Below are 26,114 nucleotides of genomic sequence, written 5' to 3' on the forward strand. Positions count from 1 at the left end.
CGCCGGGTCGAGACCGGCGTCGCGCGATATTTTTCAATTCAGATCGCGGCGACTGGCGTTAATGGCGTTCCGGCGAAACCGTCTCGTGACGAAGCCAGGGCGTCAGTGTCGCAACCATTTCTCTGAGTCGGAACGGCTTGGCGATGAAACTGTTCATCCCCGCCGCCATGGCCTGCTGGCGCTGACTTTCCATCGCGCCCGCCGTGAGCGCGATCACCGGCAACTCGCTGAGCCCGAGATCGTGGCGGATCGCCCGCGTCGCCTCAAGGCCATCCATTTCCGGCATCTGGACGTCCATCAACACGAGATCGAACCCTTGCGGATTCGCGCGGAGCCGTTCGACCGCGGCGCGGCCATTCTCGACCGCTTCGCAAATCGCGCCTTCCGACGTCAGCAGCTTGGTTACGATGTCCCGGTTGGTCACGATATCGTCCACGATCAGGATGCGAACCCCGAAAAGTTGTTTTTCGGGCAGGCGTACCGCCGTGCGCGGGTTCGGCGCCTCAGCCGGCGGCGCGACCTTGAACGGAACGACGAACCAGAACTCGCTGCCCCGACCCAGAACGCTGGTCACGCCGACCTCGCCGCCCATCAACTCGATGAGCCGTTTGCTGATGGCCAGTCCGAGCCCGGTCCCGCCAAACTCGCGATAGGTCGATCTCTCGGCCTGAACGAAAGATTCGAACAGTTTTCCGAGATTCTCCGGGGCAATGCCGATCCCGGAGTCGCGCACCGCGAATCGGAGGCGAAGCGCTCCGTCTGAGCGTTCGAGCGTCTCCACCGAGATGACGACGGCGCCCTGCGAGGTGAACTTGATCGCATTTCCCACGAAATTGTTCAGCACCTGCCCCAGTCTCATGACGTCGCCGACAAGCGCGGGGAGCTCGCCGGGCGGCAGATCGACCCGCAGGGCCAGGCCCTTGCTTTTCGCCGGCGCCGCAAACGTGTCCGCGACATTCTCGACGACCTCGCGGAGATCGAACGCGGAAATGTTCAGTTCGAGCTGTCCCGCTTCGATCTTGGACAGGTCCAGCACGTCGCTGAGCAGGACGAGCATGTTCTGTCCCGCCGAATCGAGGGTCCGGACACATTCCTTTTGCTCTGCGTCCAGCGCGCTGCGCGCAAGCAACTGGGTCGTTCCCATGATGGCGTTCAGAGGCGTGCGGATTTCATGGCTCATGGTCGCGAGGAATTCGGACTTGGCCTTGTTGGCGGCTTCGGCCAGCGCCTCGCTGGCGACGAGGTCGCGATTCTTCAGTTCAAGTTCCTTCGTCCGTTCCGCGACGCGCCGCGCCAGAAGTCCCTTTTCCTCGATCAGCGATACGGCCGAGGTATGAAGACGACGGGCGATCCATAGCGAAGCGAGGATCGTCCCGAGCGAAAACAGCAAGAATTCGAATGCCAGCGGCCGCCAGGATCGATCGAGAACGTCCGTCGGCTGCCCGACCAACATGAAAAACGGAGCGCGGCTGAGCCTTTGATAGGCGTAAAGCCGCTCGACCCCGTCTTGCGGCGCAATCGTCTCGTAAAAGTCGTGGTCCCGTGCGGGATTCGCCTGCAGAATGGCCTTCAGCTTCGCGGAAATCACCCCGTCGCCGGTCGGGCTGCGCTCGGAGGGGTCCAGGGAATAGCGCGCAATCAGCACACCTTTGGCGTTCCTGAAGACAAGGACTCCATGGAGGAAGAGATCGACCGTCGAGAGCCGCTGTTCGAACGACTCCACCGGGATGCTGGCGACCGCGACGCCAACGAACTCGCCGTTCTTGTTCTCCAGCCTTCTCGACAGGACGACGATCCACCCATCGCCGAATTTGGCCTTCAGCGGGCCTTCGAAAATCAATCCGCGTTCGCCTTCGGCCGCCCGCGTGAAATAGGGACGCTCCGATATTTCCGCCCCCTGTAGCCCCCCTTTGAACGTGCCGCCGCCGACCCGGATCCGTCCGGCCGCATCCGCGATATAGAGGCGTGCGAGGAAAGGATAGTCAGCGATATCCCGTTCCACGTGGCTGGCCAGCAGCGATTTTTTATCTTGGCCGCCGTCAATGCCCTCGACATATAGCCGCCCGATCGACACGAGCTGAGCATCGACCTGATCGAAGGTGTTCTCGAAATTGCTGGCGATGAGTTTCGCCATATTGAGCGCCGTCGTGCGGCCGGTCGCGTAATCCGTCGTCCGGACCTGCCAGACCAGATAGCCGGAAAGCAGAGCAGGCAGAAGCGAGGCCGCAAGCGCCGTCAGGTAAAATATCGAGGCGCGAGGGCGATCCATCTGACATTCGTTCTCCTGATGTCAGCTCCGATGGCTCGAAGTCTGCATCCTGTGGCTGAATTTTTTCGAGCCGCAAGCCTTGCCTTCGGCCCGGACCATGTCTGCGTCGTTGCGACCCGTCGCCCGGCCAAGATACCGGGGGCAAGATACCGGCGCCAAGACCCGCGCGACAATGCGCCCCGGTTGACGCCCGCGCATCGCGTGGCAGAGTGGAAGGCCGCGCATCGCCCGAATAACACGACTGACCTCTATATTATTGAATTATTTATCGATTTCCAGCCTTTCCAGCTTATGCCGGCTTTTTTGTTTCAGCGGCGCCTTGTTCGCCGCCGGCTGGCGCGAATGGCCGGGCTTTGGCGAAAGGCCGGGCTTTAGCTCCGAATCTGGAAATTCGCGTGAACGGGATGAGGAGCGATATGGCCTCAGTCGAAGGCTTGCCCGTCCTGTCGAACGAGCGGCGGGTGCGCGCTCCAGAAAATAAACGGCGCCAATTCATCGACCGGACGAGGCGAGCTTGCTGCAGCGCGCCGGCGGTAGACAGAGGCCCGCTCGCCGCGCGGGAGGCGCCCGTTTTCCCTGCCGGCAAGCGCCCGCCGCCATGCGTCGGATCGGCCCTCGTCACGCAATCGGGCGCTGCGCGCCAGTGGGGGCTGCGCTCGGGATCACGCCGCTCATGCCGCCCTTCCGGGCAAATTCAACGCCCGGCGGCAACTTTGACCCGTTCAGCAGCCGGGAACGAGCAAGCCGGGCCTGACCTTCATGGCCAGCCCGGCACTTCGGCAAAGCCGCAAATTTGCGGCCTGAATCGGCGAATTGCTGCGCCCCCGCTTCGAAATCCAGCCGTCGGGAAGACCCGACGGATGAAGAAGCCGAAGGGTCGCGCCCTAAACCAGAGTGACGCCGGACCTATCGTCCGCCACCAGGGAAGAAAACGGCTTCGCCCGGCTGATCGTCGGCAGACCCGCAAGCGCGGACAAGGGCGCCGCGTTGTCCTGAAGCGGGGTGCGCGATTTCGAATTCGAAAGCGTGGGGAACCCGAAAGAGGACGTCAAAGACTTGTTTTCCGGCAATTTGATGGAAGATTTCGACTTTGCCAGCACCGTCTGTTTGATGAGATCCGAGAACGGCGACGGGTCGCGCGTAGAAGCCGTAGTATAATGAAAGTCAGGGTTTTTGATGCCGGAGTCGACCGGTCCATGACTGTTGAGCGCATGCAAGGCGCTTTTCCCAAAACCCCATGGCGCGCTAACGCTCACAAGCGCATGTCCCTGGCGAATTTTGTCGGCATAGATGGCGGCGTGGGACGGGTGGACGCCGCCCTTGATGACTTGAGCTGCGGGGTCCTGACCGCTTGATCGCGTGACCAGGTTGATATGCTCCGAACGGAATCTTTCCTTGAGCGCGTTCGCAGCGGCGACAGCGTGTTCTTCTGCGGCATAAAGCCGCGTAATGATCGTGGTCATGACTTCATTCCTTCGTTGCTCAACATGCTCATTAGGCATCTCGCGAACAGGCGCGTCCTTTTGTCACACCCCTTACTATTCAGGCGGTTGCGCTATCCAGAACGGTCTGACCACCCCCCCTTATACCACAGGCTTTTGCTTCAGACACCTTGGAAGCCTCAACACCCGCCACTCAAAAACCCACCGTGACGGTCTCCGTCCGCTTGCGCCGCCTTGACCGTCCTAAATGGGCATCCCTCTTGAAATCAGATACTTGCCTCGGCCCAATCCGATGCCTTGCCCGTCTCCGCCTCCGAACCCGGCGCACTGGCGGGCCTGCGAATCCAGCGCACCAACCGAAAGCCGCTGAAGCGACGCGCCTTTAGCCTCGCGCAGGCGGTTTCGAAGTGACGCCCTATTCCGAGCAAATTTATGTCACATCGAATTGACAGTTTCAAGCGTAAATGCAAAGTTACAGATGGTTCCACGCTGAATGGCTTTGGCGATGCCGGGGGGCCCGTCCAAATTGGGCGATCGCTACCTGCGTGCAGGTGGAGCACGAGAGCAATCTGCTGAAATCAATGAGGTTGGCAAATGGCTGATCAAGACGACCCGAACAGGGTATGGCCGACAGGCTTGACGTTGCCGGAATCGGAAGAACTGCACAGGCACGTGATCGACGGAGCGAGGGTTTTCTTCGTCATCGCGCTGTTCGCGCATATCCTCGCCTATTCCTTTTCACCTTGGCTGCATTAGGGAGGTCCGACCATGAACCAAGCTAGAATATGGCTGGTGGTCAATCCCACCGTCGGTCTGCCGCTGTTTTTGGGCTCGGTAGCCACAATCGCCTTGCTGGTGCACTACTCGGTGCTCAGCCACACGACGTGGTTCTCCGGCTATTGGCAGGGTGGCAAGGGCGTCAAGGCCGCCGCCGAGACCGCTCCGCTTCCGCAAGTCGGCGAAGTTGTCTTGCCGAACGGCGCGAAGGTCACGTTCTCGGTCGACAACTCGACGACCTGGCAGCCCGGAACGGCTGTTCTCGCCGCCAATGTCGTACATGATTCGGCGCCACCAGCGACGAAATGAGCTTTTCGAAGCCCTCTTGGCGGCCGGCGTCCTCGGATGTCGACCGCCATGTTATCGCAGGAGCGGGAATCGGCGGTTACGCGCGCTGAAAGACCCTTGCGCATACAGCCGCCTCGCAGGGCGCCTGTTCGATCGAACCGGAACTCCGGATCGCCCAAAACCTTAGATCGCTCGCGAACTTTGGATCGCCCGAGAAACTTGGATCGCCCAAGAACTTTGGATCGCCCAAGAACTTTGGATCGCCAATGTCATGAATCGATTTAGCCAGAAAGCGATGCGGGCATGGGCGGGCCTCGGAACCCGCTTTCTTCCATTCGCCGATTCGGCCACTCCGGAATTGCCGCTCCCGAGGCTGTTGCGGCTGTCGCTGTTTCAGGTTTCGGTCGGGATGGCGCTGGTCCTGCTCGTCGGCACGCTCAACCGCGTGATGATCGTCGAGCTTGGGGTTCCCGCCTCGCTGGTCGGGATCATGATTTCGCTGCCGCTCATTTTCGCGCCGTTGCGCGCCGTGATTGGTTTCCGCTCCGACAACCATCATTCGGCGCTGGGCTGGAGGCGCGTGCCCTTCATCTGGAAGGGCGCGCTGTTGCAATTTGGCGGGCTCTCGATCATGCCTTTCGCGCTGCTGGTGCTGGCAGGCGCGGGTAATGCGAGCCAGGCGCCGGCATGGCTCGGCTATGCCGGAGCAGGCGCGGCGTTTTTGCTCGTCGGCGCCGGCCTGCACACGATTCAGACCGTGGGTCTCGCCCTCGCCACCGATCTGGCGCCGACCCAGGCCCAGCCTAAAGTCGTCGGCTTGATGTATGTGATGCTGCTTGTCGGCATGATCGTCTGCGCGCAGCTGTTTGGCGCCCTGCTGGCGGATTTCACGCCCGGGCGCCTCGTCCAGGTGATCCAGGGCGCGGCCGTGGCGACCATGGTTCTCAATTCCATCGCGCTGTGGAAGCAGGAGGCGCGAAAGCCCTCGCGAGCTCAGAACACGGTCCGCCCGCCTTCGTTCCGGGAATCCTGGGCGAGCTTCACCTCGGGCGAGAACGCCATCCGCCGGCTGGTCGCCATTGGCCTTGGAACCATGGCCTTCAGCATGGAGGATATCCTGCTGGAGCCCTATGGCGGACAGGTTCTGGGCCTTACCGTCGGCCAGACGACAAGATTGACGGCGGCGCTCGCCATCGGCGGCCTGTTCGGCTTCGCTCTCGCCTCCCGCGTGCTGAGCCGCGGGGCCGATCCCTTCCGCATGGCCTGCTATGGCGCCCTGGCCGGAATTCCGGCTTTCGCCGCCGTCATTCTCGCGGCGCCGTTCGATTCGACCCTGCTGTTTGGCTTCGGCACGATGATGATCGGGTTCGGGGCGGGCCTGTTCGGCCATGGCACCTTGACGGCGACGATGAATCTGGCGCCCGAGAACCAGACGGGCCTGGCGCTCGGCGCCTGGGGCGCGGTGCAGGCCTCGGCGGCGGGACTGGCGATCGCCATGGGCGGCGTCATCCGCGATGTCGTCGCCGGACTGCCGATCCAGCAGCCATTCGGACCCGCGACCTCCTACGACGCCGTTTACGGCCTCGAAATGCTGCTGCTGCTGGCGGCCATCGCCGTCATGGCCCCGCTGCTTCGCCGCTCTCCGGAATCAGCCCCGGCGGCTCAGACTTCCGCCTGAAGCGGCTTTTGCGCCGGCTGTCGTCAGTTTGACACAAGCGCGGGCTATCAATCTCGCAATTCCAGGGCGCGCTCGGATGAACAGCCGCCAGGGATCAAGGCCCCGCACGGTGAAAACCGGATGCGGGGTCTTTCGTTCAAGCGCGGATTGTTATCCGGAAGCTTGACCCCGAGAACAGCCGGAAGCGAGACGCTCCGGCTTTTTCGTCTTGAGTTTTTGATTTTGATGGCGCGCCCGAAAGGATTCGAACCTCTGACCCCTAGATTCGTAGTCTAGTGCTCTATCCAGCTGAGCTACGGGCGCCTTTTGCGGCGCTTCACTCGGCGCCGCAGGTGTGGCGCGGTGTTTAGCCGCTCCCTTCCGCCTTGGCAATAGGGACAGGCGCACAAAATCTCCCACGCCGGCGGGCGCCCGCCGGCGCGGGAACGGGCGGCGCGGCTCAACCTTGGCGCGCCGCCGGTTCCTGCGCGGGAGATAAGGTTTCGCGGCGCCGCGATCGCGTTGACTTTTCGTCGCCCTTGCCCTTATAAGGCCGCTCGCTATTTCGGCTTCGCGCCGACGTGGTTTCCGGCTGTTGGCGTCTCTTGATATTGCCGTCTCTTGATATTGCCGTCTCTTGGCCGCAGGCGGGAAACCAAAAAACGAAGCGCGAAGCCTTTTGCATTCAGACCGCGTCCAGTCCTGTTTGGCCGACGCGCCCAGATAAACCGGAGCAGACCCGTGAAGCGGACCTATCAACCTTCCAAACTCGTGCGCAAGCGCCGTCACGGCTTTCGCGCCCGCATGGCCACCGTGGGAGGCCGCAAGGTGATCGCCGCCCGCCGGGCGCGCGGCCGCAAGCGCCTTTCGGCCTGAAGACACCAACGCGCCGCGCGCGCGGCCCCGCCATGACCCGTCCATCCGACGGCGAAACTTTTTCTCCCCGCGAGGCTGACGCCCAGCGGCCCCTTTGTTTGCGACTGAAGAAACGCGCCGATTTCCTTGGCGCCGCCAAGGGCCGGCGGCAGCATCAACGCTGTTTCGTGTTGCAGGCCCGTCGGCGGCAAGGGGCTGGTCCGGAGTCCGGCGAACGGGTCGGCGAAATGGCGCTGGAGTCCGAAATCGCGCAGAGCCCACGTTTCGGCTTCACCGTCACCAAGAAAGTTGGCAACGCCGTCATCCGCAACCGCATTCGCCGCCGCCTGCGCGAAGCCGTGCGGCTGGCGGATTTTTCGCTGTCGAAAGCCGGACACGATTATGTGCTGGTGGCGCGGATCGAGGCGCTCACCGCCCCCTTCGAAGAATTGCGCGGCGAAATCGCCCGCGCCCTGACCCGAATTCACCAGACCGGCCCAGATCGCCGGCCTCCCGCCTCCCCGGCCGCCGATCGCAAGCAAGACGTTTGAACATGCAGGATCAAAAAAATCTCATCCTCGCCATGGCCTTGTCGCTCCTGGTCATCATTGGCTGGAATCATTTTTTCGGCGCGCCGAAAATGCAGGCTGCGCGCCAGACGCAAGAGCAGCTTCAGCAGCTTGACGCCTCGGGCCAGCCCAAGGCGGCCAATGCCGAGGCCAACAACCCCGCCGCAGGGCCGTCAAGCGCCCTGGGGCCGTCAAGCGCTTTCCCGCCGGAAGCCGCCCAGCCGCTGACCCGCGCCGAGGCGCTGGCGCAAAGCCCGCGCATCGCCATCGACACTGCCAACATGTTCGGCACCCTCGCCCTCAAGGGCGCGCGTTTCGACGACATCGCCTTGAAGAAATACCGCGAGACCGTGGACCCGCGCAGCCCGAACATCGTGCTGCTGTCGCCCTCGGGCGCGCCCGACGGCTATTTCATCGATCTCAATTATGTCGCCCCGCGCGGCGTCGCCCTCGATGTCCCCAAGGCCGACACATTGTGGAAGGCCGATGGCGACCGGCTGACCGAGGCGACGCCCGTCACCCTGAGCTGGGACAATGGCAAGGGGCTGGTTTTCAGGCGCAAGATTACGGTGGACCAATTCTATATGTTCACCGTCGCCGACAGCGTCGAAAACCAGGGCAAGGAGCCGGTCACGCTCTATCCCAATGCTTCGGCGACGCGCCAGGGCATGCCGACGACGTCCGGCTTCGCCGTGCTGCACGAAGGGTTCATCGGCGTCGTCGGCGCCGACGCGCCCTCGACCGAAATCACCTATGCCGCCATCGCCAAGGAGCCCAACGGCGCCAAGGTCCTGCCGGGCGAGGGCTACGCCCAGGGCGGATGGCTCGGCTTCACCGACAAATATTGGGCGGCGGCGATCGTGCCCGACCAGACCCAGAATTTCAAAGGCTGGTTTCGCGAGTTTCCCGGCCTGAAGCCGCAGTTCCAGGCCGATGTCTTCGCCGAGGCGCAAACCATCCAGCCCGGCGCCCGGTTCGAAACCAGCGCCCGCGTGTTCGCCGGCGCCAAGGAGAGCCGCGTTCTGGATTATTATCAGAACGTCCAGGGCATCCGAAAATTCGACATGCTGATCGACTGGGGCTATTTCCATTTCATCACCCGGCCGATGTTCTGGCTCTTGGAGACGATCTACGGCATCGTCGGCAATTTCGGCGTCGCCATCCTGGTCATCACGCTGTTGGTCAAGGGCCTGTTTTTCCCGCTGGCCAACAAATCTTATTTGTCCATGGCCAAGATGAAGATGGTCCAGCCCAAGCTCAAGGCGCTGCAAGAGCAATATCCCGACGACAAGGCCAAGCAGCAACAGGAAATCATGGAGCTTTACAAGCGGGAGAAGATCAATCCCGTCTCCGGCTGCTTGCCGGTGCTGTTGCAGATCCCGGTGTTTTTCTCGCTCTACAAGGTGCTGTTCGTGGCCATCGAAATGCGCCATGCGCCGTTCTTCGGCTGGATCAGGGATCTGTCCTCGCCCGACCCAACCAATGTCTTCACCCTGTTCGGGCTGCTGCATTTCGATCCGACCCAGGCGCCGATGATCGGGCACCTGCTGCATCTCGGCGTCTGGCCGCTGATCATGGGCGTCTCGATGTGGGTTCAGATGAAGATGAACCCAGAGCCGGCCGATCCGGTCCAGAAAACCATGTTCGCCTGGATGCCGGTGATCTTCACCTTCATGCTCGGCTCATTCCCGGCCGGCCTCGTCATCTACTGGACCTGGAACAACACGCTGTCGGTGGCGCAGCAGATGCTGATCATGAAAAAAGCCGGCGTTAAGGTCGAATTATTCGACAATCTGAAAAAGACTTTTTCACGCAAGCCGGCGTGAGGGCGGCCCCGCCGCGCTTCCCCGTCGTCATTGCGCAGGCTGCAGATAACAAAAGGCTGTACCCTTGACCGACGCCGACATCGAACCGGATTTCGCGGAAATCGGGCGAAAGCTGTTCGCCCAGAACTGCGATTTCATCTGGGCGGCGGACAGGATCGACGGCCTGCCGCCGATGGGGCCGCTCGAAATCGCCTTCGCCGGGCGCTCCAATGTCGGCAAGTCCTCGCTGCTCAACGCCCTGACCGGACGCAAGGCGCTGGCGCGCACCTCGCATACGCCGGGCCGCACCCAGCAGCTCAACTTCTTCAACCTCGGTCCCAACCCCGACGCGCCTCTGCTGCGCCTCGTCGATATGCCCGGCTATGGCTATGCTGCGGTGTCCAAGGAAAAAATCGCCAACTGGACCCGGCTGATGACGGACTTTTTACGCGGCCGGGCGACGCTTGCCCGCGTTTTCGTACTCATCGACGGACGTCACGGCCTCAAGCCGCTCGATCACGACATGCTCGACCAGCTCGACCAGGCCGCGCTGTCCTATCAATTGGTGCTGACCAAGCGCGACGAAGTCAAAGCGTCACAGATCGAACATACGATTCTTGAGGCGAAGGCTGGCCTGCGCCGTCACTCGGCGGCGCATCCGGAGGTCATCTTTTTGTCCTCGCACGAGGACGAAGGGGTTGGCGAACTGCGCGCGGCCATCGCCCTGTTGATGTTCGAGCGCGACAGACACGTTTTCGACCGGGCCTGAACAGGCTAAACAAGCCCATCCCCAAGAGAGGCGCCCGCAATGACCGACACGCCGGCCACCCGCCCCCCGATCGACCAGGCCGCCGCCATAGATCAGGCCAAGATCCTGATGCAGGCGCTGCCGCACATGCTGCGCTACGACGAAGCCATCATCGTGGTGAAATATGGCGGCCACGCCATGGGCGACGAGGAGGGGGCCCGCGATTTCGCCCGCGACATGGTGCTGCTCGAACAGTCGGGCGTCAATCCGGTGGTCGTACATGGCGGCGGACCGCAGATCGGCGCCATGCTGACCAAGCTCGGCATCAAGTCCGAATTCGCCGACGGATTGCGCGTCACCGACAAGGCCACGGTCGAAGTGGTCGAAATGGTGCTGGCCGGCGCGATCAACAAACAGATCGTCGGCCTGATCAACAGCGAGGGCGGACGCGCCATCGGCCTGTGCGGCAAGGACGGCAACATGGTCACCGCGCAAAAGGTGGTCAAGGTCGAGCAGCCGGGCAAGCCGCCTGTCGATCTCGGCTTTGTCGGCGAACCCTCGAAAGTCGATTCGACCGTGCTCGAACAGATTCTGGGCCGCGAACTGATTCCGGTCCTCGCCCCGATCGCGCAAGGGTCCGAAGGCGAGACCTTCAACGTCAATGCCGACACTTTCGCCGGCGCCATCGCCGGGGCGCTGGGCGCCAAGCGCCTGTTGCTGCTGACCGACGTGCCCGGCGTGCTCGACAAGGACAAGAACCTGATCAAGCAATTGCGGATCGGCGAAATCCCCGGCCTGATCGCCGATGGCACGATCACTGGCGGCATGATCCCGAAAGTCGAGACCTGCATCTACGCCATCGAGAAAGGCGTCGAGGGCGTGGTCATTCTCGACGGCAAGATTCCCCATGCGGTGCTGATCGAACTCCTGACCGATCACGGCGCCGGGACGCTGATCACCCGGTGAACGCCCCGAGCGGAAAAATAACCCACGATCTCGCGGCCTTTCGCCGGGTCGATACCTGGGTGTTCGACCTCGACAACACGCTTTATCCGCCCGACAGCGATCTGTGGCCGCGCATCGACGCGCGCATCACCGCCTACATGATCGGGCTGTTCGGCATGGACGGCCTTTCGGCGCGGGCGCTGCAAAAACATTATTACCGCGCCTATGGCACGACGCTCGCCGGCCTGATCCGCGAGCATGACATCAAGCCGGAAGAATTCCTGCATTTCGTCCATGACATCGACCGCACTTCGCTCAAGCCCAATCCGGAGCTCGAACAGGCGATCGAAGCCTTGCCGGGACGCAAGCTCGTGCTGACCAACGGCTCCCACGCCCATGCGCTGGCGACCGTCAAACAGCTCGGCATCGAGCGCCTGTTCGAGGATTTCTTCGCCATCGAACAGGCCGATTACCTGCCAAAGCCCGCGCTTTCGACCTACCAGCGGTTTTTCGAGCGTCATGCCGTCGATCCGGCAAAAAGCGCGATGTTCGAGGACATGGTGCATAATCTCGAAGCGCCGCACGCGAGCGGCATGTTGACGGTGCTGGTGCGCCAGAAGCACGGCGCCCTCGATCACCGCGAGGATTGGGAAAAGACCAGCGGCAAACCGCCGCATGTCGATTTCGTCACCGACGATCTGGAGGGGTTTCTGCGGACGGTGATGACGCCGTCACCTTGACTTCTCCGCCTCAAAACCCGAAACCAGCGCCAAGAATAGCCAGCCTCAAGAACTGCAAACAGGAAACGCCCATGCCGCACGCGCTCGCGACCATCATCGACGCCGCTTTCGAGGACCGCGCCAATATCACCCCGAAAACCACCGGCGACATTCGCCAGGCGGTCGAGTCGGCGCTGCATCTGCTCGACTCCGGCAAGCTGCGCGTGGCCGAAAAAATCCCCGGCAAGACCGGCCCGGAAAGCTGGAGAGTCAATGAATGGCTCAAAAAGGCCGTGCTGCTGTCGTTCCGGCTCAATGACATGCATGTCATTCCCGGCGGCGCATATGGCGCGACCTGGTTCGACAAGGTCGCTTCCAAGTTCGATGGCTGGGGCTCCAAGGATCACCTCGCCGCCGGCTTCCGCTCAGTTCCCGGCAGCATCGTGCGCCAGTCCGCCTATATCGCCCCCGGCGTCATACTGATGCCGTCCTTCGTCAATCTCGGCGCCTATGTCGATACCGGAACCATGGTGGACACCTGGGCCACCGTCGGCTCCTGCGCCCAGATCGGCAAGAACGTCCATCTGTCCGGCGGCGTCGGCATTGGCGGCGTTTTGGAGCCCCTGCAGGCCAGCCCGACCGTCATCGAGGATAATTGCTTTATTGGCGCGCGTTCGGAAGTGGTCGAGGGCGTGGTGGTCGGCGAAGGCGCGGTGCTCGCCATGGGCGTATTCATCGGCGCCTCGACCAAAATCGTCGATCGCGCCACCGGCAAGATTCACGTCGGCTATGTGCCGCCCTTCTCGGTGGTGGTTTCCGGCAACCTGCCCGGCAAACCCCTGCCCGACGGCCAGCCCGGCCCATCGACCTATTGCGCCGTCATCGTCAAAACCGTGGACGCCCAGACGCGCTCCAAGACCGCCATCAACGAATTATTGCGCGAATGATGCAAAACGGCGAGTTCCGCTTCCTCTTCCGCCAGAGCGACGGAACCATTTCCGCCCCGCTCTGGCGGCGCTGGACGCTCGCCCTCACCGGCCTCTGCCTTGCGCTGGCCTTGCTGTGGCGGCTCGTAAGTCCCTGGACCGAGCGCGACCTTTCGACGCAGGGTCTGTTCGACCTCAAGGCTTTTCTCGCCTTCGTCTATCTTCTGGTGTTCGCCGGCGTCCTGCTGCTGGCGCAGGTCAGCCAGTATAATCTCTCGGCCAAGCGCTTTCGCGCCAAAAGCCTCGACCCCGGCTGGGCCGCCGTCTGGCCGCTCTCGGGCTTCGTCGCCGGGGCCGCTTTTTGGGCGCAACCCAATTTCTTCGGGCTGCTGCCGGAGTTTCTGCCATGGCTGTTCCTGCTGGCGGCGGTCGCGGTCTTCCTGGTGCAATTTTTCGAACTGGGCCTGCGAGCCGAATAGACGAGGATGGCACGACAATGGCGCCGAGTCCCGCCGTGGCGCTGACGCGCGAATTGATCAAGAAACCGTCCGTCACCCCCGCCGACGCCGGGGCGCTCGACCTTCTGGAAACGCGCCTGCGCGACGCGGGTTTTGTCACCCATCGCCTGCCGTTTTCGCAAGTAGGCACGCCGGATATCGACAATCTTTACGCGCGCATCGGCGATAGCGCGCCGTTCCTGCTGTTTGCCGGCCATACCGATGTCGTGCCGCCGGGCGACAGGGCCAAATGGCGCGTCGATCCCTTCGCCGGCGACATCATCGACGGCGAAATTTTCGGACGCGGCGCCGCCGACATGAAGGGCGCCATCGCCGCTTTCGCCGCCGCCGTCTTTGCCTATCTCGCAAAGCATGGGCGCCCGAAGGGCTCGATCGGCTTTCTGATCACCGGCGACGAGGAAGGCCCGGCAATCAACGGCACGGTCAAGATGCTCGAATGGCTGGCGCAAAGGGGTGAGCGTTTCGATCACGCCATCGTCGGCGAGCCGACCAATGCGCAGGAACTCGGCGACATGATCAAGATCGGCCGGCGCGGCTCGCTCAATGGCCGGCTGCTGGTGCGCGGCGTTCAGGGGCACGTGGCCTATCCGCAGCGCGCCGATAATCCGGTCGCGCATCTGCTGGCCTTATGCGCGGCGCTCAAGGACCAGCCGCTCGATGCCGGAACCGACTGGTTCGACGCCTCCAATCTCGAAATCACCTCGATCGACATCGGCAACGAGGCGACCAATGTCATCCCCGGCGAGGCGCGGCTGCGCTTCAACATCCGCTTCAACGATCTATGGACGCCGGACAGCCTGAAGGCGGAAATCCGGAGCCGGCTGCTGTCGGCGCGCGGGCCGGAAAATTTCGAGCTGGAATTCGATCCCTGCAACGCCGTGTCCTTCATCACCGAGCCCGGCCCCTTCACCGAACTGGCGGCGCAGGCGATAGAGGCCGAGACCGGACGGCGGCCGGAATTTTCCACCTCCGGCGGCACGTCGGACGCGCGTTTCATCGCCCAATATGGCCCGGCGGTGGAATTCGGGCTGGTCGGCAAGACCATGCACCAGATCGACGAGCGCGTCGCGGTCGCCGACATCGACAGGCTGACGGCGATTTACGCGCGGATTCTGGAAAGCTATTTCGCCTAAACGCTACCATTTTCGTGGATGGTCCGTGGCCGCAAAAGTGGTCATCGAATGCAAAAATTAATCAGCGGTGAGCAGTTTTAAAACTCTATTTTCTACATTGTAGTGCAACAAATAGAGCTTGTAACAGGGCAGCATTTCGAACAAACTCTGGCTATCGAAAGGATTACATCGATGGCAAAGACAATGCTCACTCCTGAAATTGGTGCTCTGGACAAGGTGCTGAAGGCGCACAACAAAAGCCGAGTGGACTTGGCAGGCGCTTTGGGTATGTCGCGTGGTACGCTGAAAAAGATCGCCGATGGCGTGTCAACGAAAGATCAAACTCTAAAAAGAGTTGCGATGCATCTCAAAATTCCAGTGGATCATTTGATTATGACTCCCAAGTTGGAAGTCGTTCCCTCCGAAAACCCCAGCGGTATTCAGTGCGGTATCAATGATTCCGGGTTCGAGCAACTCGAAATGAGGCAGCTTGATGCATTTCAATTCGCAATTTTACTGGATTCAGGGCCAGAACTTATATGGAATCTAAACGTAAACAATATCGATGCAACGGTCTCCGACCTTTTGAAAAAACTTGAAGAAAACGTAAATATTGTTAATTGCCGACAAAGAGATAATTTCCAATCTGAAAAAAATAAATGCGAGGCTATGCCGCCGCTCGCATTACAGATAGAAGAAAAACAATCTCTAAATAAAATTGAAATCATCATAAATGAATTAAAATTGAAAGGCATATATATCTATGGTAACAACTATATGTATTGGAGCCGAGACCAGGAACGCGAATTTTCCTGTCTCGGCGAAGGAGCAATGGTTTATAAGTTCCATTCAGATTACAAATTTTTGATATTTATAGATAATCGAAATGTTAATGTGTTTCACAGGGAAGTATATATTGGAAGCGCTCCCCCAAAAAAGGTCCCCTGGGACGGTGGTCGTGTAATGATAAACGGAAAGCATGCGGAACTAGTTGAACAAGATGATAACTTCCCGTTTTGATGCCGTTGTGATATTTGGTCAAAAAAGCCGGGCGCGCCGGGCGCAAGGGGGGAAGAAAATCAATACGCCAGCCTGTCGTTGAATTCCTCGACGAAGGCCCATTCGTTCGGGCCGGGATTGTCGCGCAAGGCCTTCACCCTTTCGACCAGAACCTCATCGGAGCCGCTGGCGAAGCTGCGCAGGGTCTCGTCGATGAAATCCTGCAAGGGCATGGCGCGGGGCTCGTCGCGGGCGCCCATCAGATCGGTCTGCACCCAGGGCGGCGCCACTTCGAGCACCCGCACCGACGTTCCGCGCAGCCGGTAGCGCAGCGACAAGGTCCATGAATGCAGCGCCGCCTTGGTCGCCGAATAGACCGCCGCATGGGCGAGCGGCGTGAAGGCCAGCCCCGAGGTCACATTGGCCAGAACCGCGTCGGGACGGGTTTTGAGATGTTCGATCAGGGCCGAGGTCAGGCGCATCGGGCCGAGCAGGTTGGTTTCGATGGTGGCCACCGTCAGGTCGTCGTCCATGAAGCCGCCGGTCTTGTCGCCGGCCATGATGCCCGCGTTGTTGATCAGCACATTGACTTCCGGGTGGGTCATCACCAACCAGTCGGCGACCTCGACGATGTTTTGCGCGTCGCGCATGTCGATGATGCGAAAATCAATGCCGGGAAAGGCTTTCGCCATTTCTTCGAGCGGCCCCCGGCGACGCCCGGCGACGATCACCTTGTTGCCCATGGTGTGGAAGGCGATGGCGAGCGCCCGGCCAATCCCCGAGCCGCCGCCGGTGATGAACATCGTGTTGCCAATCATTTTCAAGGTGAAACTCCCGGGCCATTTCGATCCCTTCAACATTGGGAGGGACGCGACCACTGGCAAGCGGCGAAGACGACATTGCCTTTCCGCGCCAATGCGGCTATCGCCGAAGTGGATACTTGCGGAGCGCGACATGAATCTGACGCCCATCGAATTGCTGAAACGCCAGGCCGCCGAACAGGCCGCCGATCTGGTGCGTTCGGGCATGCGGCTTGGGCTCGGCACCGGCTCGACCGCCGCCCATTTCGTCCAGTGCCTTGGCGAGCGCGCGCGCGAAGGGCTTACCGTGATCTGCGTGCCGACGTCCGAGCGCACCCGCCTGCAGGCCGAGGGCTGCGGCCTGCGGCTCTCGACGCTCGACGAGACGCCGCAACTCGACCTGACCGTGGACGGCGCCGACGAATTCGACGATCAACTGCGTCTGATCAAGGGCGGCGGCGGCGCCCTGCTGCGCGAAAAGATCGTCGCGGCGGCCTCGCAGCGCATGGTGGTCATCACGGATTCGAGCAAGCAGGTTTCGCGGCTCGGCAAATTCAAACTGCCGGTCGAGGCGGATCGTTTCGGTCTGGTCGCGACCCGCCGCCATATCGAGGACGCCGCGCGCGTCAGCGGCTGCTTCGGCCCGGTGACCTTGCGCAAGGACTTGGAGAACAAGGATTTCCTGACCGATGGCGGCCATGCCATCTTCGATTGCGATTTCGGCGCGATTCCCGATCCGGAGGCGCTCGCGGCGGCGCTCAACGCCATTCCCGGCGTGGTCGAACATGGGCTGTTCATCGGCCTCGCCAGCGCGGTGATCGTCGCCGATCCCGAAGGCATCCGAATCTTGGGCGATCTCGACGGCTGAAGGAGGGTTTCAAATGCTCCGCCCGGTGGCGCGCCTCTTCTTTTGCGGCCTTTTTTTCGCGGCCGCCGGTCCCGCCCGCGCGCAGGAGACGCAAGCTTCGCAAGCGCCGGAACCCGACAGCCTCAGGCTGGCGCGGCTGGTGGTCGTCGATTCCGGCCTCGCCCGCTCGTTTCGCGGGCTGGTCGAACAGATGAGCCAGGATTTGCGCAACCGGGCGGCGGCGACGCGGCCCGAAGCCGTCGCCGATCTGAACGCGGCGCTGGCTGAATTGCAGCCGGAATTCGACGCCCTCGCGGAGACGATGACAGACCGCGCGGCGGCGCTTTACGCGGCCCGCCTGTCGCGGCGGGAACTGGCCGATGTCGCGGTGTTTTTCGCCGGTCCCTCGGGCAAGGCCTATGTCGCGGCGCAACCGGCGCTGATCGGCGATCTCGCCGCCGCACTGGCCGAATGGCGCCGGGACGCCTCGGTCACGACGATGACGCGGGTGCGCGAGAAGATGCGCGAAAAGGGCCGCGAATTCTAACCCCCTTAAAAGGAGCGCCGCTTCGATGACCGACTATCAAGCCGACCTGTTCGTCATCGGCGCCGGTTCGGGCGGCGTGCGCGCCGCGCGCATCGCCGCAAACCTTGGCGCGCGCAGCATGATCGCCGAGGAGTTCCGCATCGGCGGAACCTGCGTCATTCGCGGCTGCGTGCCGAAAAAACTCTATGTCTACGCCTCGCGCTTCGCCGAAGAATTCGAACAGGCGCGGGCCTTCGGCTGGAAACTTCCGCAACAGCCGGAATTCGACTGGCCCAAACTCGTCGCCGCCAAGGAGGCGGAGATTTCGCGGCTGTCGAACATCTACGAGACCAATCTGCGCAAGGCCGGCGTCGAGATTTTCGAGGAGCGCGCCGAAATTCTCGGTCCGCATGAAGTGCGGCTCATCCGCTCGGGCCGCGTCATTTCGGCAAGGCATATTCTCGTCGCCACCGGCGGCGGTCCGACTTTTTTGCGCGATATTGAGGGAATCGAACACGCCATCGGCTCCAACGAGATTTTCGACCTCGAAACCTTTCCCCGTCGACTCGCCGTCGTCGGCTCCGGCTATATCGCGGTGGAATTCGCCAGCATTTTCGCGCGGCTCGGCGCCCAGGTCACGCTGCTGTTTCGCGCCAGCAACGTGCTGCGCGGCTTCGACGGGGCTTTGCGCGAGGGCCTGCGCGAGGCTTTTGTCGCCGCCGGGATCGACCAGCGGCCCGGCGTGCTGCCGACCGCGATCGCCCGGACCGGATCGTCCTTTCGCCTGCGGCTCTCGGATGGCGGCGATCTCGATGTGGACCGGGTGTTGTTCGCCACCGGCCGCGCGCCGCACACCCAGGGGCTTGGGCTGGAACAGGCGGGCGTCGCGCTCGACGCCGCCGGCGCGGTGAAGGTGGATGGGTATGGGGCCAGCACGGTCGCCTCGATCCATGCGGTCGGCGACGTCACCAATCGCGTCAATCTCACCCCGGTCGCCATCCGCGAGGGTCACCTGCTCGCCGAAAGACTTTTTGGCGGCGGCGTGGCGCAGGTCGATTACGATCTCATTCCCACCGCCGTCTTCACCACGCCGGAACTCGGCACGGTCGGGCTCGGCGAGGCGCAGGCGCGCGAAAAATTCCGCTGCGTCGATATTTACCAGACCAGCTTTCGCCCGATGAAGGCGACGCTGGCGGGCGGGCCGGACCGCATCGTCATGAAGATCGTCGTCGATGGCGACAGCGACCGCGTGCTCGGCGTGCATGTGCTTGGCGACGACGCCGGCGAAATGGCGCAACTGCTGGCGATTTCGCTGCGGCTAGGAGCCAAGAAGGCCGATTTCGACGCCACCATGGCGCTGCACCCCTCGGCGGCGGAAGAACTCGTCACCCTGCGAACGCGGACCGCACGCTTTGTGCGCGAGGACGTTTGAACCCGATGTGCGGGCGTTTCGCCATCACCTCGCCGCCCGAAGCCGTTCGCGCCTTTTTCGGCTATGCGGAACATCCCAATTTCCCGCCGCGCTATAATATCGCGCCGACTCAACCGATCCCGATCATTTGCGCGCGCCGCGAAGCGGAGGGAGCGACGCGGCATTTTCAGCTCGCGCGCTGGGGATTTCTGCCCGGCTTCGTCAAGGACGTGCAGAAATTCCCGCTGATTCTCAACGCCCGCGCCGAAACCCTGGCGGAGAAGCCGAGTTTTCGAGCCGCCTTGCGGCGCCGGCGCTGCCTTGTGCCCGCCGATGGCTGGTATGAATGGCGGGCCAATCTCAAGGGACCGAAAACGCCGTTTCTGTTTCGCCGGGCCGGCGGCGGCCTCCTTGCCTTCGCCGGGCTGTGGGAGACGTTCATCGACCCTTCGGGCGCCGAAATCGACACTGCCTGCATCGTCACCACCATGGCCAATGGCGCCACGGCGGCGATTCACGACCGCATGCCGGCATTGATCGAAAGGGAAGATTTCGACGCCTGGCTCGACCCCGACGAGACCCGCCCGCCGCGCCTGAACCTGCTGCGCCCGGCGGCCGAAGGCGCCATCGAATTTTTCGCCATCGGCGCGGCGGTCAATCGCGTCGCCAATGACGGGCCGGAAATCCAGACGCCGGCCGACTGCTGATGCCCGAAGCGGCATGGCAAAAAATGGACGCCGGCTTTTCGCAAGAATACCGCGCGAATCGACGAGTCCGGAGTCTCTTGCGATTCGACCGAATCGCAAGAGACTTTTCTCAGGGACAAGTCTGGTAAATCCCGGCCAGCGGCGCCTTCGAGCACATGATGCCGCCCCATTGGTAGCCGATTTTTTCGCCGTAGCGGATCCTGAACCAGTCATAGCCATTCATTGAGGTTCCCGCGTTTTCGAGAATCTCGATGTCGCTTCCCTCGTTGAGGGCGGTCAGGCGGGCGCTGGCCATGGCGGGCGCCGCGCGCACGACGCCTCCGAGCGATTTGCCTCGCATCGGCAGGCCCGCGGCAGGCTGCTGCGCCCACGCCTGTCCCGCCACGATAAGGCCGGCGAGCGCGACGATCATCAAGAACCGGCCTGGTTGGCGCCCCGTCATCTTGTCTTCCTCAAACAACTATATCGTCAAAAACCCCTCGCCGACCTGGACGCAGGCGCCGCCGACGCTGGTTTGGGTCAATGCGCCGCCTGCGACCTGCAAAGTCAGGGCGATAAGGCTCGGGCGCCCGACAGCGAAACCCTGCTCGATGACCAGCGCATGCTCGCCATCCTCGGGCCGTTCGAAAGCGCAGGCGACGGAGGCGAAAGCGCAGGCTGCGGAGCCGGTCGCCGGGTCTTCCCCGACTCCCATGCCCGGTGCGAAAACCCGCGCCTGGACATGGTTGGCCGGGTCGTTCGTCTCGCGCGTATAGACAAAGGCGGCGGGACAATCCAGTCCGAAGGCCGCGCCAAAAATCTCGAACTTCGGCGCCAGCCGGTTCAGCACATTCAGGCCGGCGACGGGGATGAACGCGAAATCGAGACCCGCCGAGGCGATCACCGGTCGATGGGCGTCAAAGCCCAGATCTTCCGCCGCCAGCCCGAGCGCGGCGGCGATTTTTTCGCGCTCCGCCAAAACGCCGAGAATTTTCGGCGGTTGCGGCGCGGCGAATCGCGCCCGAATCGCGCCGTTATGACGCCAGACCTCGCAGGCGACCGGACCGATCTCCTCTTCGAGAACGAGGCCCAGAGGCTGGCGGGCGATCATTTCAGGGGCGCGCAACAGCGCGATGAGCGCGGCGGCGCCGACGGTCGGATGGCCGGCAAAAGGCAACTCCCGGATGGGCGTGAAAATCCTCAGCCGCGCCGCGTGGAGGGAATTGCGCGGCCTCAATACGAAAACCGTCTCCGACAGGTTGAATTCACGCGCAATGGCCTGCATCTGGTCCGAACCTAGGCCATCCGCCTCGGGCAGGACGGCGAGCGGATTGCCGGCCAGCGGCTTTTCGGTGAAAACATCGAGCAGATGATAGGCGAGGCGCATCGCCGGCTCAGGTCCGGTTGGCGGCGGCGTCGCGTTCGCTCAATCGGCCAAAGGCGCGGATCGACACGGGAATCATCGCCAGATAGGCGAGGCTGAGGAAAATCAGCATTTCCATCGGGAAAGACGCCAACAGCACGAGAATGGCGACGGTGGCGAACAGCACGAAAATGAATTTGTCGCGCGGAACGCGTCCGATGCTCTTGCCGGAAAAATGCGGGATGCGGCTCGCCATCAACAGCGCGATGACGACGACATAGGCCAGTTCCAGCCAGGCGAAGCCCCGGGAAGCCGGCAGGTCGAGCGCCATGTGGACATAGAGCGGCAGCAGCACGACGATGGCGCCCGCCGGCGCCGGCATGCCGGTGAAAAAACGCCCCATCCAGGCCGGCTTGTTCGGGTCGTCGATCATCACATTGAAACGCGCGAGCCGCAGCGCGGCGGCGATGGCGAAGAACAGCACCGCCACCCAGCCCGGGGTTTTCAGCTGGTGCAGCGACCAGAGATAGAGCACCAGCCCCGGCGCGACGCCGAAATCCATGAAATCGGCCAGCGAATCGAGTTCCGCGCCAAAGCGCGACGAGCCTTTGAGCGCCCGGGCGATGCGCCCGTCGATGCCATCGAGCACGGCGGCGACGACAATCGCCAGCACCGCGAATTCGAACTTGCTCTCGATGGCGAAGCGGATCGCCGTCAGGCCGGCGCAAAGCGCCAGCAAGGTCACCACATTGGGAACGACAAAACGCAGCGGCAGGCCGCGCAGGCCCGGCGGCTTGTAGGTCGCGTGGGCGGGCCCGCTGGATTCGACCGGGATGCCGTTGGCGTCGGCGGCCAAGTCGTCTCCCAAGTCGTCGCCCGTCATGTCATCCGACCTTGAAATGGCGTTCGGGCTCGCCGGGGCGGAAATCGGCGATGACGGTTTCGCCGGCTATGGTCTTCGCGCCGACGCCGACCAGAATGCGCGAGCCGGGCGGCATATAGAGATCGACGCGCGAACCGAAGCGAATCAGTCCGAAACGCTCGCCGACGCCGAGACTCTGGCCTTCCTGCACGAAGGAGACGATGCGCCGCGCGATCAGGCCGGCGATCTGCACCACGCCGAAACGCCCCAGCGGCGAATCGATAATCAGGCCATTGCGTTCATTATCCTCGCTCGCCTTGTTGAGATCGGCGTTGACGAACAGGCCGGGCTTGTAGGCGATGCGCGAGATGCGTCCGGTGACGGGCGCACGGTTCACATGGCAGTCGAAAACGCTCATGAAAATGCTGAGGCGCTGCATCGGCTCCGGCCCGAGGCCAAGTTCCGGCGGCGGCGCGAATTGTCCGATCGAACAGATCGTTCCATCAGCGGGCGCGACCACCAGCCCTTCGAGCACCGGGGTGACGCGCGCCGGATCACGAAAGAAATAGGCGCACCAGAGCGTGGCGAGACCGGCGAGCCAACCCAGCGGGGCCCATAGCCAATGCAGGATCAGGGCGACAATGCCGAACAGGGCGACGAAAATATAGCCCTCGGGGTGGATCGGGGCGATCTGCTTGCGGACGGAATCGAGGATCGACATGGGCGCTCCAACTCAATGAGAAGAGAAGAGGTTCGCGGCGCTGTTGTCGCATCAAAACACGGCAAAGTCACGCTGCGCCGGGGGAGGAATTTCATGCTTCCACTGCGTTTTCAATAATGCGGCGGCGGCTTTTCCGGGGCGCTGGTCTGGCTCATGCCGCGCAATTCCTCGCGCAGCCGCAGCACTTCGCGGGTCAGTGCGTCGATCCGTGTCCATTGTGCGGCGACGGCGTCGCTGAGTTCGGCCACGGCGCGATCCTGATGCGCGCTATGCGCCTCCAGCGCATCGATGCGGGCGAGTTGCTGTGCGGCGGTCATGGTACATCTCCCTCGATTCTAATTCTTTCCGTCGGTAAGCGCCATTCGATTTGTGATAGGTCGCGGCGACCGGATCCATTTTTTAAATTAGCGAATCTTGTGGTAGGTATTTTTTTATTGAGTCGCGGTCACTGCCGCCGACTGGAGGGCAAATTGAAGCACATCACCGATTGGGAAATGTCCGATCTGCAAGCGCTTATCGACAACAAGATTCAAGAAAACCTTAACTTGGATTACAAACGTTCGGCAAAACTTGCAAATATAGATAGCAATAAGGTCAACGAATTAACTGTCGACGTGTCCGCGTTTGCCAACTCAGCTGGAGGGCAGATAATTTATGGAATAATTGAGGACAAACATATTCCAATAAGCATTGATACGGGGATCAATCCAGAGATAATGACAAAAGAGCGAATTGAGCAATTAATTAATTCAAATATAAACCCCCGAATTTCCGGAATAATTATCAAACAAATTCAACTTCCGTCCGGTTATGCTGCGTTCATTATTGATATCCCTCAAGCTACAAGTTTAGCGCCACACATGGCGAAAGATAATAAATATTATAAGCGATATAATTTTCAGTCGATTCCTATGGAGAACTACGAAGTAAGAGATATACTCCGCCGTTCGACCACGCCACATCCCGTAATTAAGTTTAGCATCGAAGAATTTAAAAATGAGCCCGATGGAACGGTTATCGCAAATCTGACTGCCGCATTAACAAATCTATCCTCCGAACCTGTTCTATACGCCTCGATAACCATCGCTATAGATACGAGAATAATTCAAGAATTATCGAATTTCGGACAATATACGCGCAAATCGTCGGTCGAATTAAAAAATGAAGATAACGATATATTAAAAACGGTTTCTGTCCATCTGTACGAAGGAAATCATAGCGTTCCTGGAAAAATGCCCATATTTAAAGAAGTTTCATATAAAGCTGGTTCGGCAGAAATAAAAATACAAAAAAACAAGATATACGGTCTCGGATATGCAATAGCATGTCCCGGCTTTAGTTTCAATCAGATGGGACATTTTGTATTGACGGAGGAAGGCACTTATCAAATTGGCGACAATTTTTTAGGGTTTCCAAGACTCGCAAATTTATAAAAACTGATATTCAAAACGCCTGTAGAATTACCGCCGGCCGAATAGTTTTTCGATGTCGGCGAGCTTGAGTTCGACATAGGTCGGGCGGCCGTGGTTGCATTGGCCCGCGCCCGGCGTGCGCTCCATTTCGCGCAGCAGCGCATTCATTTCTTCCGGCGCCAACCGCCGCCCGGCGCGCACCGAATGATGGCAGGCCATGGTCGCCAGCACATGGTCGAGCCTTTTTTCGAGCGGCGCCGCCTGCCCGTCCTCCGCGAGCGAATCGGCGAGGTCGCGCAGCAAGGGCTCGATGGCCGAAAGTTTCATCCCGGCGGGCGCCTCATGCGCCGCCACCGCGCCGGGACCGAAAGATTCCACGACGAGACCGAGCGAGGCCAGAAGGTCGCCGGCTTCGACGAGACGCGCCGCGTCGGCCTCGTCGAAATCGACCACCAGCGGCGACAGCAGCGCCTGACGCGCCACGCCCTGTTCGGCGCGCGCGCGTTTGAGCCGTTCGTAGACCAGCCGTTCATGGGCGGCGTGCTGATCGACCAGCACGAGGCCGTCGCGGGTCTGGGCCAGAATATAAGTCTCGTGAATTTGGGCCCGCGCCGCGCCGAGCGGCGCCGCGAGATCGTCGGGCGATGGCGCGGCCTCATGCGCCCGCGCGTCGGCCATAGGCGCGGCGTCGTCGAAGCCTTTCGGCGTCTCGTCGAACCCCGGCGAATCGGGCGCGGCCGGCGAATCGCGCCAGTCCCAATGGCGCGCCGAAGGCGCCAAGAGTCCGCTGTTTGAGCGGGCTGGCGGCAGGCCGGCGAATTTGCGCAGGGCCGCCGGCGCATGGCTCGGCGTCGCGCGATGCAGGGCGCCGGCCAGGCTCTGCCTGAGCGAGCCGATGACGAGGCCCCGGATCAGTCCCGGATCGGCGAAACGCACCTCCGCCTTGGCCGGATGGACATTGACGTCGACCATCGCGGGCGGCGATTCGAGGAACAGCGCGAGGCTCGGATGACGGTCGGCGGCAAGATAATCCCTATAGGCGGCGCGGATGGCCCCGGCGATCTGGCGGTCGCGCACCGGACGGCCGTTGACGAAGACATATTGCGCCAGCGCGTTGGCGCGGTGCCAGGTCGGCAGGCCGGCGTAGCCCCACAGCCGGACGCCCTCGCGCTCCGAGTCGACGGCCAGCGCATTGTCGCGGAAATCGCGGCCGAGAACCTGGGTCAGCCGCGCCAGCAGGCCCTCGACGCCGGGCGCGCAGGCCGGATGGTCGAAGCCGGAAAGACCTTCGCCGCCGAGCGAGAAGCGCACCTGCGGATGGGCCATGGCCAGTCTCTTGACCGCATCGGCCACGGCCAACGCCTCGGCGCGCGGGCTTTTCAGGAATTTGAGCCGCGCCGGAACAGCGGCGAACAGGTCGCGCACCTCGACGCGCGCGCCCTGCGAAAGCGCGGCGGGCGCGAGCGCGCCGACCTCGCCGAATTCGACGCGCAGGCCCCAGCCATGTTCGGCGCCCCGGGCGCGCGTTAAAATCTCCAGCCGCGCCACCGAGGCGATCGAAGGCAGCGCCTCGCCGCGAAAACCGAGCGTGTCGATGTTGGTCAGGTCGCCGTCGGGGATTTTGGAAGTGGCGTGGCGTTCGACGCACCAGGCGAGATCCGCGGCGTCCATGCCGGCGCCGTCGTCGATGACGCGAATCAGTTTCTGGCCGCCGCCTTCAATCGTAACGTCGATGCGGCTCGCGCCGGCGTCGAGGGCGTTTTCGACGAGTTCCTTGACGGCGGCGCTCGGCCGCTCGACCACCTCGCCGGCGGCGATGCGGTCGGCGAGGATGGAATCGAGCCGGCGGATGGTCAT

Annotated in this window: 26 protein-coding genes, 1 tRNA gene and 1 pseudogene; 18 read left to right on the forward strand and 10 right to left on the reverse strand. The window is 62.1% G+C overall.

Annotated features, from left to right (window positions below):
• Positions 1 to 58: 58 nt before the first annotated feature.
• Both QZY01_RS17800 and QZY01_RS17805 read right to left on the reverse strand, forming a co-directional pair.
• Complete coding sequence (locus QZY01_RS17800) at positions 59 to 2,269, reverse strand: hybrid sensor histidine kinase/response regulator (RefSeq protein ID WP_294539878.1); 2,211 nt, start codon at positions 2,267 to 2,269, stop codon at positions 59 to 61.
• An 884-nt stretch (positions 2,270 to 3,153) separates the two neighbouring features.
• On the reverse strand, positions 3,154 to 3,732 hold the full coding sequence (locus tag QZY01_RS17805) for a hypothetical protein (protein WP_294539880.1): 579 nt from the start codon (positions 3,730 to 3,732) through the stop codon (positions 3,154 to 3,156).
• Positions 3,733 to 4,305: 573 nt separating this feature from the next.
• On the opposite strand from QZY01_RS17805, the gene QZY01_RS17810 reads away from it, so the two are divergent.
• The 3 genes and pseudogenes from QZY01_RS17810 to QZY01_RS17820 all read left to right on the forward strand — a co-directional run bounded on the left by QZY01_RS17810 (position 4,306) and on the right by QZY01_RS17820 (position 6,454).
• Positions 4,306 to 4,467 (forward strand): light-harvesting protein, encoded by a 162-nt coding sequence (locus QZY01_RS17810; RefSeq protein ID WP_294539882.1) that lies wholly within the window; start codon positions 4,306 to 4,308, stop codon positions 4,465 to 4,467.
• Positions 4,468 to 4,479: 12 nt separating this feature from the next.
• Positions 4,480 to 4,644: pseudogene (locus QZY01_RS17815) on the forward strand (light-harvesting protein); the annotation flags it as partial.
• Positions 4,645 to 5,047: 403 nt separating this feature from the next.
• Positions 5,048 to 6,454, forward strand: a complete 1,407-nt coding sequence (locus tag QZY01_RS17820; RefSeq protein ID WP_294539884.1) for a PucC family protein — start codon at positions 5,048 to 5,050, stop codon at positions 6,452 to 6,454.
• 226 nt (positions 6,455 to 6,680) lie between these two features.
• Here the strand turns inward: QZY01_RS17820 and QZY01_RS17825 are convergent.
• Positions 6,681 to 6,757: transfer RNA gene (locus QZY01_RS17825), tRNA-Arg, on the reverse strand.
• Positions 6,758 to 7,174: 417 nt separating this feature from the next.
• Between QZY01_RS17825 and rpmH the strand changes: the two genes are divergently transcribed.
• The 10 genes from rpmH to QZY01_RS17875 all read left to right on the forward strand — a co-directional run bounded on the left by rpmH (position 7,175) and on the right by QZY01_RS17875 (position 15,650).
• Positions 7,175 to 7,309, forward strand: coding sequence for a 50S ribosomal protein L34 (rpmH, locus tag QZY01_RS17830; RefSeq protein WP_010300405.1), 135 nt, complete (start codon positions 7,175 to 7,177; stop codon positions 7,307 to 7,309).
• A 32-nt stretch (positions 7,310 to 7,341) separates the two neighbouring features.
• Positions 7,342 to 7,839: a ribonuclease P protein component gene (rnpA, locus tag QZY01_RS17835; RefSeq protein WP_294539909.1), complete on the forward strand. Its 498-nt coding sequence runs from the start codon at positions 7,342 to 7,344 to the stop codon at positions 7,837 to 7,839.
• A 2-nt stretch (positions 7,840 to 7,841) separates the two neighbouring features.
• Complete coding sequence (gene yidC, locus QZY01_RS17840) at positions 7,842 to 9,683, forward strand: membrane protein insertase YidC (protein WP_294539911.1); 1,842 nt, start codon at positions 7,842 to 7,844, stop codon at positions 9,681 to 9,683.
• Positions 9,684 to 9,747: 64 nt separating this feature from the next.
• Entirely contained in the window at positions 9,748 to 10,431 is a 684-nt protein-coding gene (gene yihA / locus QZY01_RS17845; RefSeq protein WP_294539912.1) for a ribosome biogenesis GTP-binding protein YihA/YsxC, read from the forward strand.
• Positions 10,432 to 10,470: 39 nt separating this feature from the next.
• Entirely contained in the window at positions 10,471 to 11,376 is a 906-nt protein-coding gene (gene argB / locus QZY01_RS17850) for an acetylglutamate kinase (protein ID WP_294539914.1), read from the forward strand.
• The gene (locus QZY01_RS17855) at positions 11,373 to 12,095 is read left to right on the forward strand and encodes a pyrimidine 5'-nucleotidase (protein WP_294539915.1); all 723 of its coding nucleotides are present in this window, start codon (positions 11,373 to 11,375) and stop codon (positions 12,093 to 12,095) included. Before argB ends, QZY01_RS17855 begins: the two co-directional genes overlap by 4 nt.
• Positions 12,096 to 12,166: 71 nt before the next feature.
• On the forward strand, positions 12,167 to 13,021 hold the full coding sequence (gene dapD, locus QZY01_RS17860) for a 2,3,4,5-tetrahydropyridine-2,6-dicarboxylate N-succinyltransferase (RefSeq protein ID WP_294539918.1): 855 nt from the start codon (positions 12,167 to 12,169) through the stop codon (positions 13,019 to 13,021).
• The gene (locus tag QZY01_RS17865; RefSeq protein WP_294539920.1) at positions 13,018 to 13,479 is read left to right on the forward strand and encodes a hypothetical protein; all 462 of its coding nucleotides are present in this window, start codon (positions 13,018 to 13,020) and stop codon (positions 13,477 to 13,479) included. Before dapD ends, QZY01_RS17865 begins: the two co-directional genes overlap by 4 nt.
• A gap of 17 nt (positions 13,480 to 13,496) precedes the next feature.
• Positions 13,497 to 14,651, forward strand: coding sequence for a succinyl-diaminopimelate desuccinylase (gene dapE / locus QZY01_RS17870; RefSeq protein ID WP_294539921.1), 1,155 nt, complete (start codon positions 13,497 to 13,499; stop codon positions 14,649 to 14,651).
• Between the two features lie 171 nt (positions 14,652 to 14,822).
• The gene (locus QZY01_RS17875; RefSeq protein ID WP_294539923.1) at positions 14,823 to 15,650 is read left to right on the forward strand and encodes a helix-turn-helix transcriptional regulator; all 828 of its coding nucleotides are present in this window, start codon (positions 14,823 to 14,825) and stop codon (positions 15,648 to 15,650) included.
• 59 nt (positions 15,651 to 15,709) lie between these two features.
• On the opposite strand, the gene QZY01_RS17880 is transcribed toward QZY01_RS17875, so the two are convergent.
• The gene (locus QZY01_RS17880; protein WP_294539977.1) at positions 15,710 to 16,447 is read right to left on the reverse strand and encodes an SDR family NAD(P)-dependent oxidoreductase; all 738 of its coding nucleotides are present in this window, start codon (positions 16,445 to 16,447) and stop codon (positions 15,710 to 15,712) included.
• A gap of 136 nt (positions 16,448 to 16,583) precedes the next feature.
• On the opposite strand from QZY01_RS17880, the gene rpiA reads away from it, so the two are divergent.
• Genes rpiA through QZY01_RS17900 form a run of 4 tightly spaced genes read left to right on the forward strand, consistent with a single transcriptional unit; the run spans position 16,584 to position 19,920 of the window.
• Complete coding sequence (rpiA, locus tag QZY01_RS17885; protein ID WP_294539925.1) at positions 16,584 to 17,297, forward strand: ribose-5-phosphate isomerase RpiA; 714 nt, start codon at positions 16,584 to 16,586, stop codon at positions 17,295 to 17,297.
• 13 nt (positions 17,298 to 17,310) lie between these two features.
• The gene (locus tag QZY01_RS17890; RefSeq protein ID WP_294539928.1) at positions 17,311 to 17,823 is read left to right on the forward strand and encodes a DUF2059 domain-containing protein; all 513 of its coding nucleotides are present in this window, start codon (positions 17,311 to 17,313) and stop codon (positions 17,821 to 17,823) included.
• Between the two features lie 25 nt (positions 17,824 to 17,848).
• Complete coding sequence (gene gorA, locus QZY01_RS17895) at positions 17,849 to 19,234, forward strand: glutathione-disulfide reductase (RefSeq protein WP_294539930.1); 1,386 nt, start codon at positions 17,849 to 17,851, stop codon at positions 19,232 to 19,234.
• A 5-nt stretch (positions 19,235 to 19,239) separates the two neighbouring features.
• Positions 19,240 to 19,920 carry an SOS response-associated peptidase gene (locus tag QZY01_RS17900; protein WP_294539980.1) on the forward strand — a complete coding sequence of 227 codons (681 nt, stop codon included), beginning with the start codon at positions 19,240 to 19,242 and terminating at the stop codon, positions 19,918 to 19,920.
• Between the two features lie 109 nt (positions 19,921 to 20,029).
• Here QZY01_RS17900 and QZY01_RS17905 read toward each other — a convergent pair whose 3' ends face one another.
• From QZY01_RS17905 to QZY01_RS17925, 5 genes are all read right to left on the reverse strand, one after another.
• Entirely contained in the window at positions 20,030 to 20,362 is a 333-nt protein-coding gene (locus QZY01_RS17905; protein WP_294539936.1) for an SH3 domain-containing protein, read from the reverse strand.
• 18 nt (positions 20,363 to 20,380) lie between these two features.
• Positions 20,381 to 21,286 (reverse strand): PhzF family phenazine biosynthesis protein, encoded by a 906-nt coding sequence (locus tag QZY01_RS17910; protein ID WP_294539938.1) that lies wholly within the window; start codon positions 21,284 to 21,286, stop codon positions 20,381 to 20,383.
• A 7-nt stretch (positions 21,287 to 21,293) separates the two neighbouring features.
• Complete coding sequence (locus tag QZY01_RS17915; protein WP_294539982.1) at positions 21,294 to 22,097, reverse strand: phosphatidylcholine/phosphatidylserine synthase; 804 nt, start codon at positions 22,095 to 22,097, stop codon at positions 21,294 to 21,296.
• A gap of 49 nt (positions 22,098 to 22,146) precedes the next feature.
• Complete coding sequence (locus QZY01_RS17920; RefSeq protein ID WP_294539940.1) at positions 22,147 to 22,845, reverse strand: phosphatidylserine decarboxylase; 699 nt, start codon at positions 22,843 to 22,845, stop codon at positions 22,147 to 22,149.
• A 110-nt stretch (positions 22,846 to 22,955) separates the two neighbouring features.
• On the reverse strand, positions 22,956 to 23,162 hold the full coding sequence (locus QZY01_RS17925) for a SlyX family protein (protein ID WP_294539942.1): 207 nt from the start codon (positions 23,160 to 23,162) through the stop codon (positions 22,956 to 22,958).
• 153 nt (positions 23,163 to 23,315) lie between these two features.
• On the opposite strand from QZY01_RS17925, the gene QZY01_RS17930 reads away from it, so the two are divergent.
• The gene (locus QZY01_RS17930; protein WP_294539944.1) at positions 23,316 to 24,278 is read left to right on the forward strand and encodes an ATP-binding protein; all 963 of its coding nucleotides are present in this window, start codon (positions 23,316 to 23,318) and stop codon (positions 24,276 to 24,278) included.
• Positions 24,279 to 24,305: 27 nt separating this feature from the next.
• Here the strand turns inward: QZY01_RS17930 and mutL are convergent, their stop codons facing one another.
• Entirely contained in the window at positions 24,306 to 26,114 is a 1,809-nt protein-coding gene (gene mutL, locus QZY01_RS17935; protein WP_294539946.1) for a DNA mismatch repair endonuclease MutL, read from the reverse strand.

The organism is uncultured Rhodoblastus sp., from assembly GCF_903903185.1.
GTDB lineage: Bacteria > Pseudomonadota > Alphaproteobacteria > Rhizobiales > Beijerinckiaceae > Rhodoblastus.

Coding starts and splice junctions, on each gene's coding strand:
- QZY01_RS17800 (WP_294539878.1), bottom strand. CDS start 2,269: ATGGATCGCCCTCGCGCCTCGATATTTTACCTGACGGCGCTTGCGGCC.
- QZY01_RS17805 (WP_294539880.1), bottom strand. CDS start 3,732: ATGACCACGATCATTACGCGGCTTTATGCCGCAGAAGAACACGCTGTC.
- QZY01_RS17810 (WP_294539882.1), top strand. CDS start 4,306: ATGGCTGATCAAGACGACCCGAACAGGGTATGGCCGACAGGCTTGACG.
- QZY01_RS17820 (WP_294539884.1), top strand. CDS start 5,048: ATGAATCGATTTAGCCAGAAAGCGATGCGGGCATGGGCGGGCCTCGGA.
- rnpA (WP_294539909.1), top strand. CDS start 7,342: ATGACCCGTCCATCCGACGGCGAAACTTTTTCTCCCCGCGAGGCTGAC.
- yidC (WP_294539911.1), top strand. CDS start 7,842: ATGCAGGATCAAAAAAATCTCATCCTCGCCATGGCCTTGTCGCTCCTG.
- argB (WP_294539914.1), top strand. CDS start 10,471: ATGACCGACACGCCGGCCACCCGCCCCCCGATCGACCAGGCCGCCGCC.
- dapD (WP_294539918.1), top strand. CDS start 12,167: ATGCCGCACGCGCTCGCGACCATCATCGACGCCGCTTTCGAGGACCGC.
- QZY01_RS17865 (WP_294539920.1), top strand. CDS start 13,018: ATGATGCAAAACGGCGAGTTCCGCTTCCTCTTCCGCCAGAGCGACGGA.
- dapE (WP_294539921.1), top strand. CDS start 13,497: ATGGCGCCGAGTCCCGCCGTGGCGCTGACGCGCGAATTGATCAAGAAA.
- QZY01_RS17875 (WP_294539923.1), top strand. CDS start 14,823: ATGGCAAAGACAATGCTCACTCCTGAAATTGGTGCTCTGGACAAGGTG.
- QZY01_RS17880 (WP_294539977.1), bottom strand. CDS start 16,447: ATGATTGGCAACACGATGTTCATCACCGGCGGCGGCTCGGGGATTGGC.
- rpiA (WP_294539925.1), top strand. CDS start 16,584: ATGAATCTGACGCCCATCGAATTGCTGAAACGCCAGGCCGCCGAACAG.
- QZY01_RS17890 (WP_294539928.1), top strand. CDS start 17,311: ATGCTCCGCCCGGTGGCGCGCCTCTTCTTTTGCGGCCTTTTTTTCGCG.
- gorA (WP_294539930.1), top strand. CDS start 17,849: ATGACCGACTATCAAGCCGACCTGTTCGTCATCGGCGCCGGTTCGGGC.
- QZY01_RS17900 (WP_294539980.1), top strand. CDS start 19,240: ATGTGCGGGCGTTTCGCCATCACCTCGCCGCCCGAAGCCGTTCGCGCC.
- QZY01_RS17905 (WP_294539936.1), bottom strand. CDS start 20,362: ATGACGGGGCGCCAACCAGGCCGGTTCTTGATGATCGTCGCGCTCGCC.
- QZY01_RS17910 (WP_294539938.1), bottom strand. CDS start 21,286: ATGCGCCTCGCCTATCATCTGCTCGATGTTTTCACCGAAAAGCCGCTG.
- QZY01_RS17920 (WP_294539940.1), bottom strand. CDS start 22,845: ATGTCGATCCTCGATTCCGTCCGCAAGCAGATCGCCCCGATCCACCCC.
- QZY01_RS17925 (WP_294539942.1), bottom strand. CDS start 23,162: ATGACCGCCGCACAGCAACTCGCCCGCATCGATGCGCTGGAGGCGCAT.
- mutL (WP_294539946.1), bottom strand. CDS start 26,114: ATGACCATCCGCCGGCTCGATTCCATCCTCGCCGACCGCATCGCCGCC.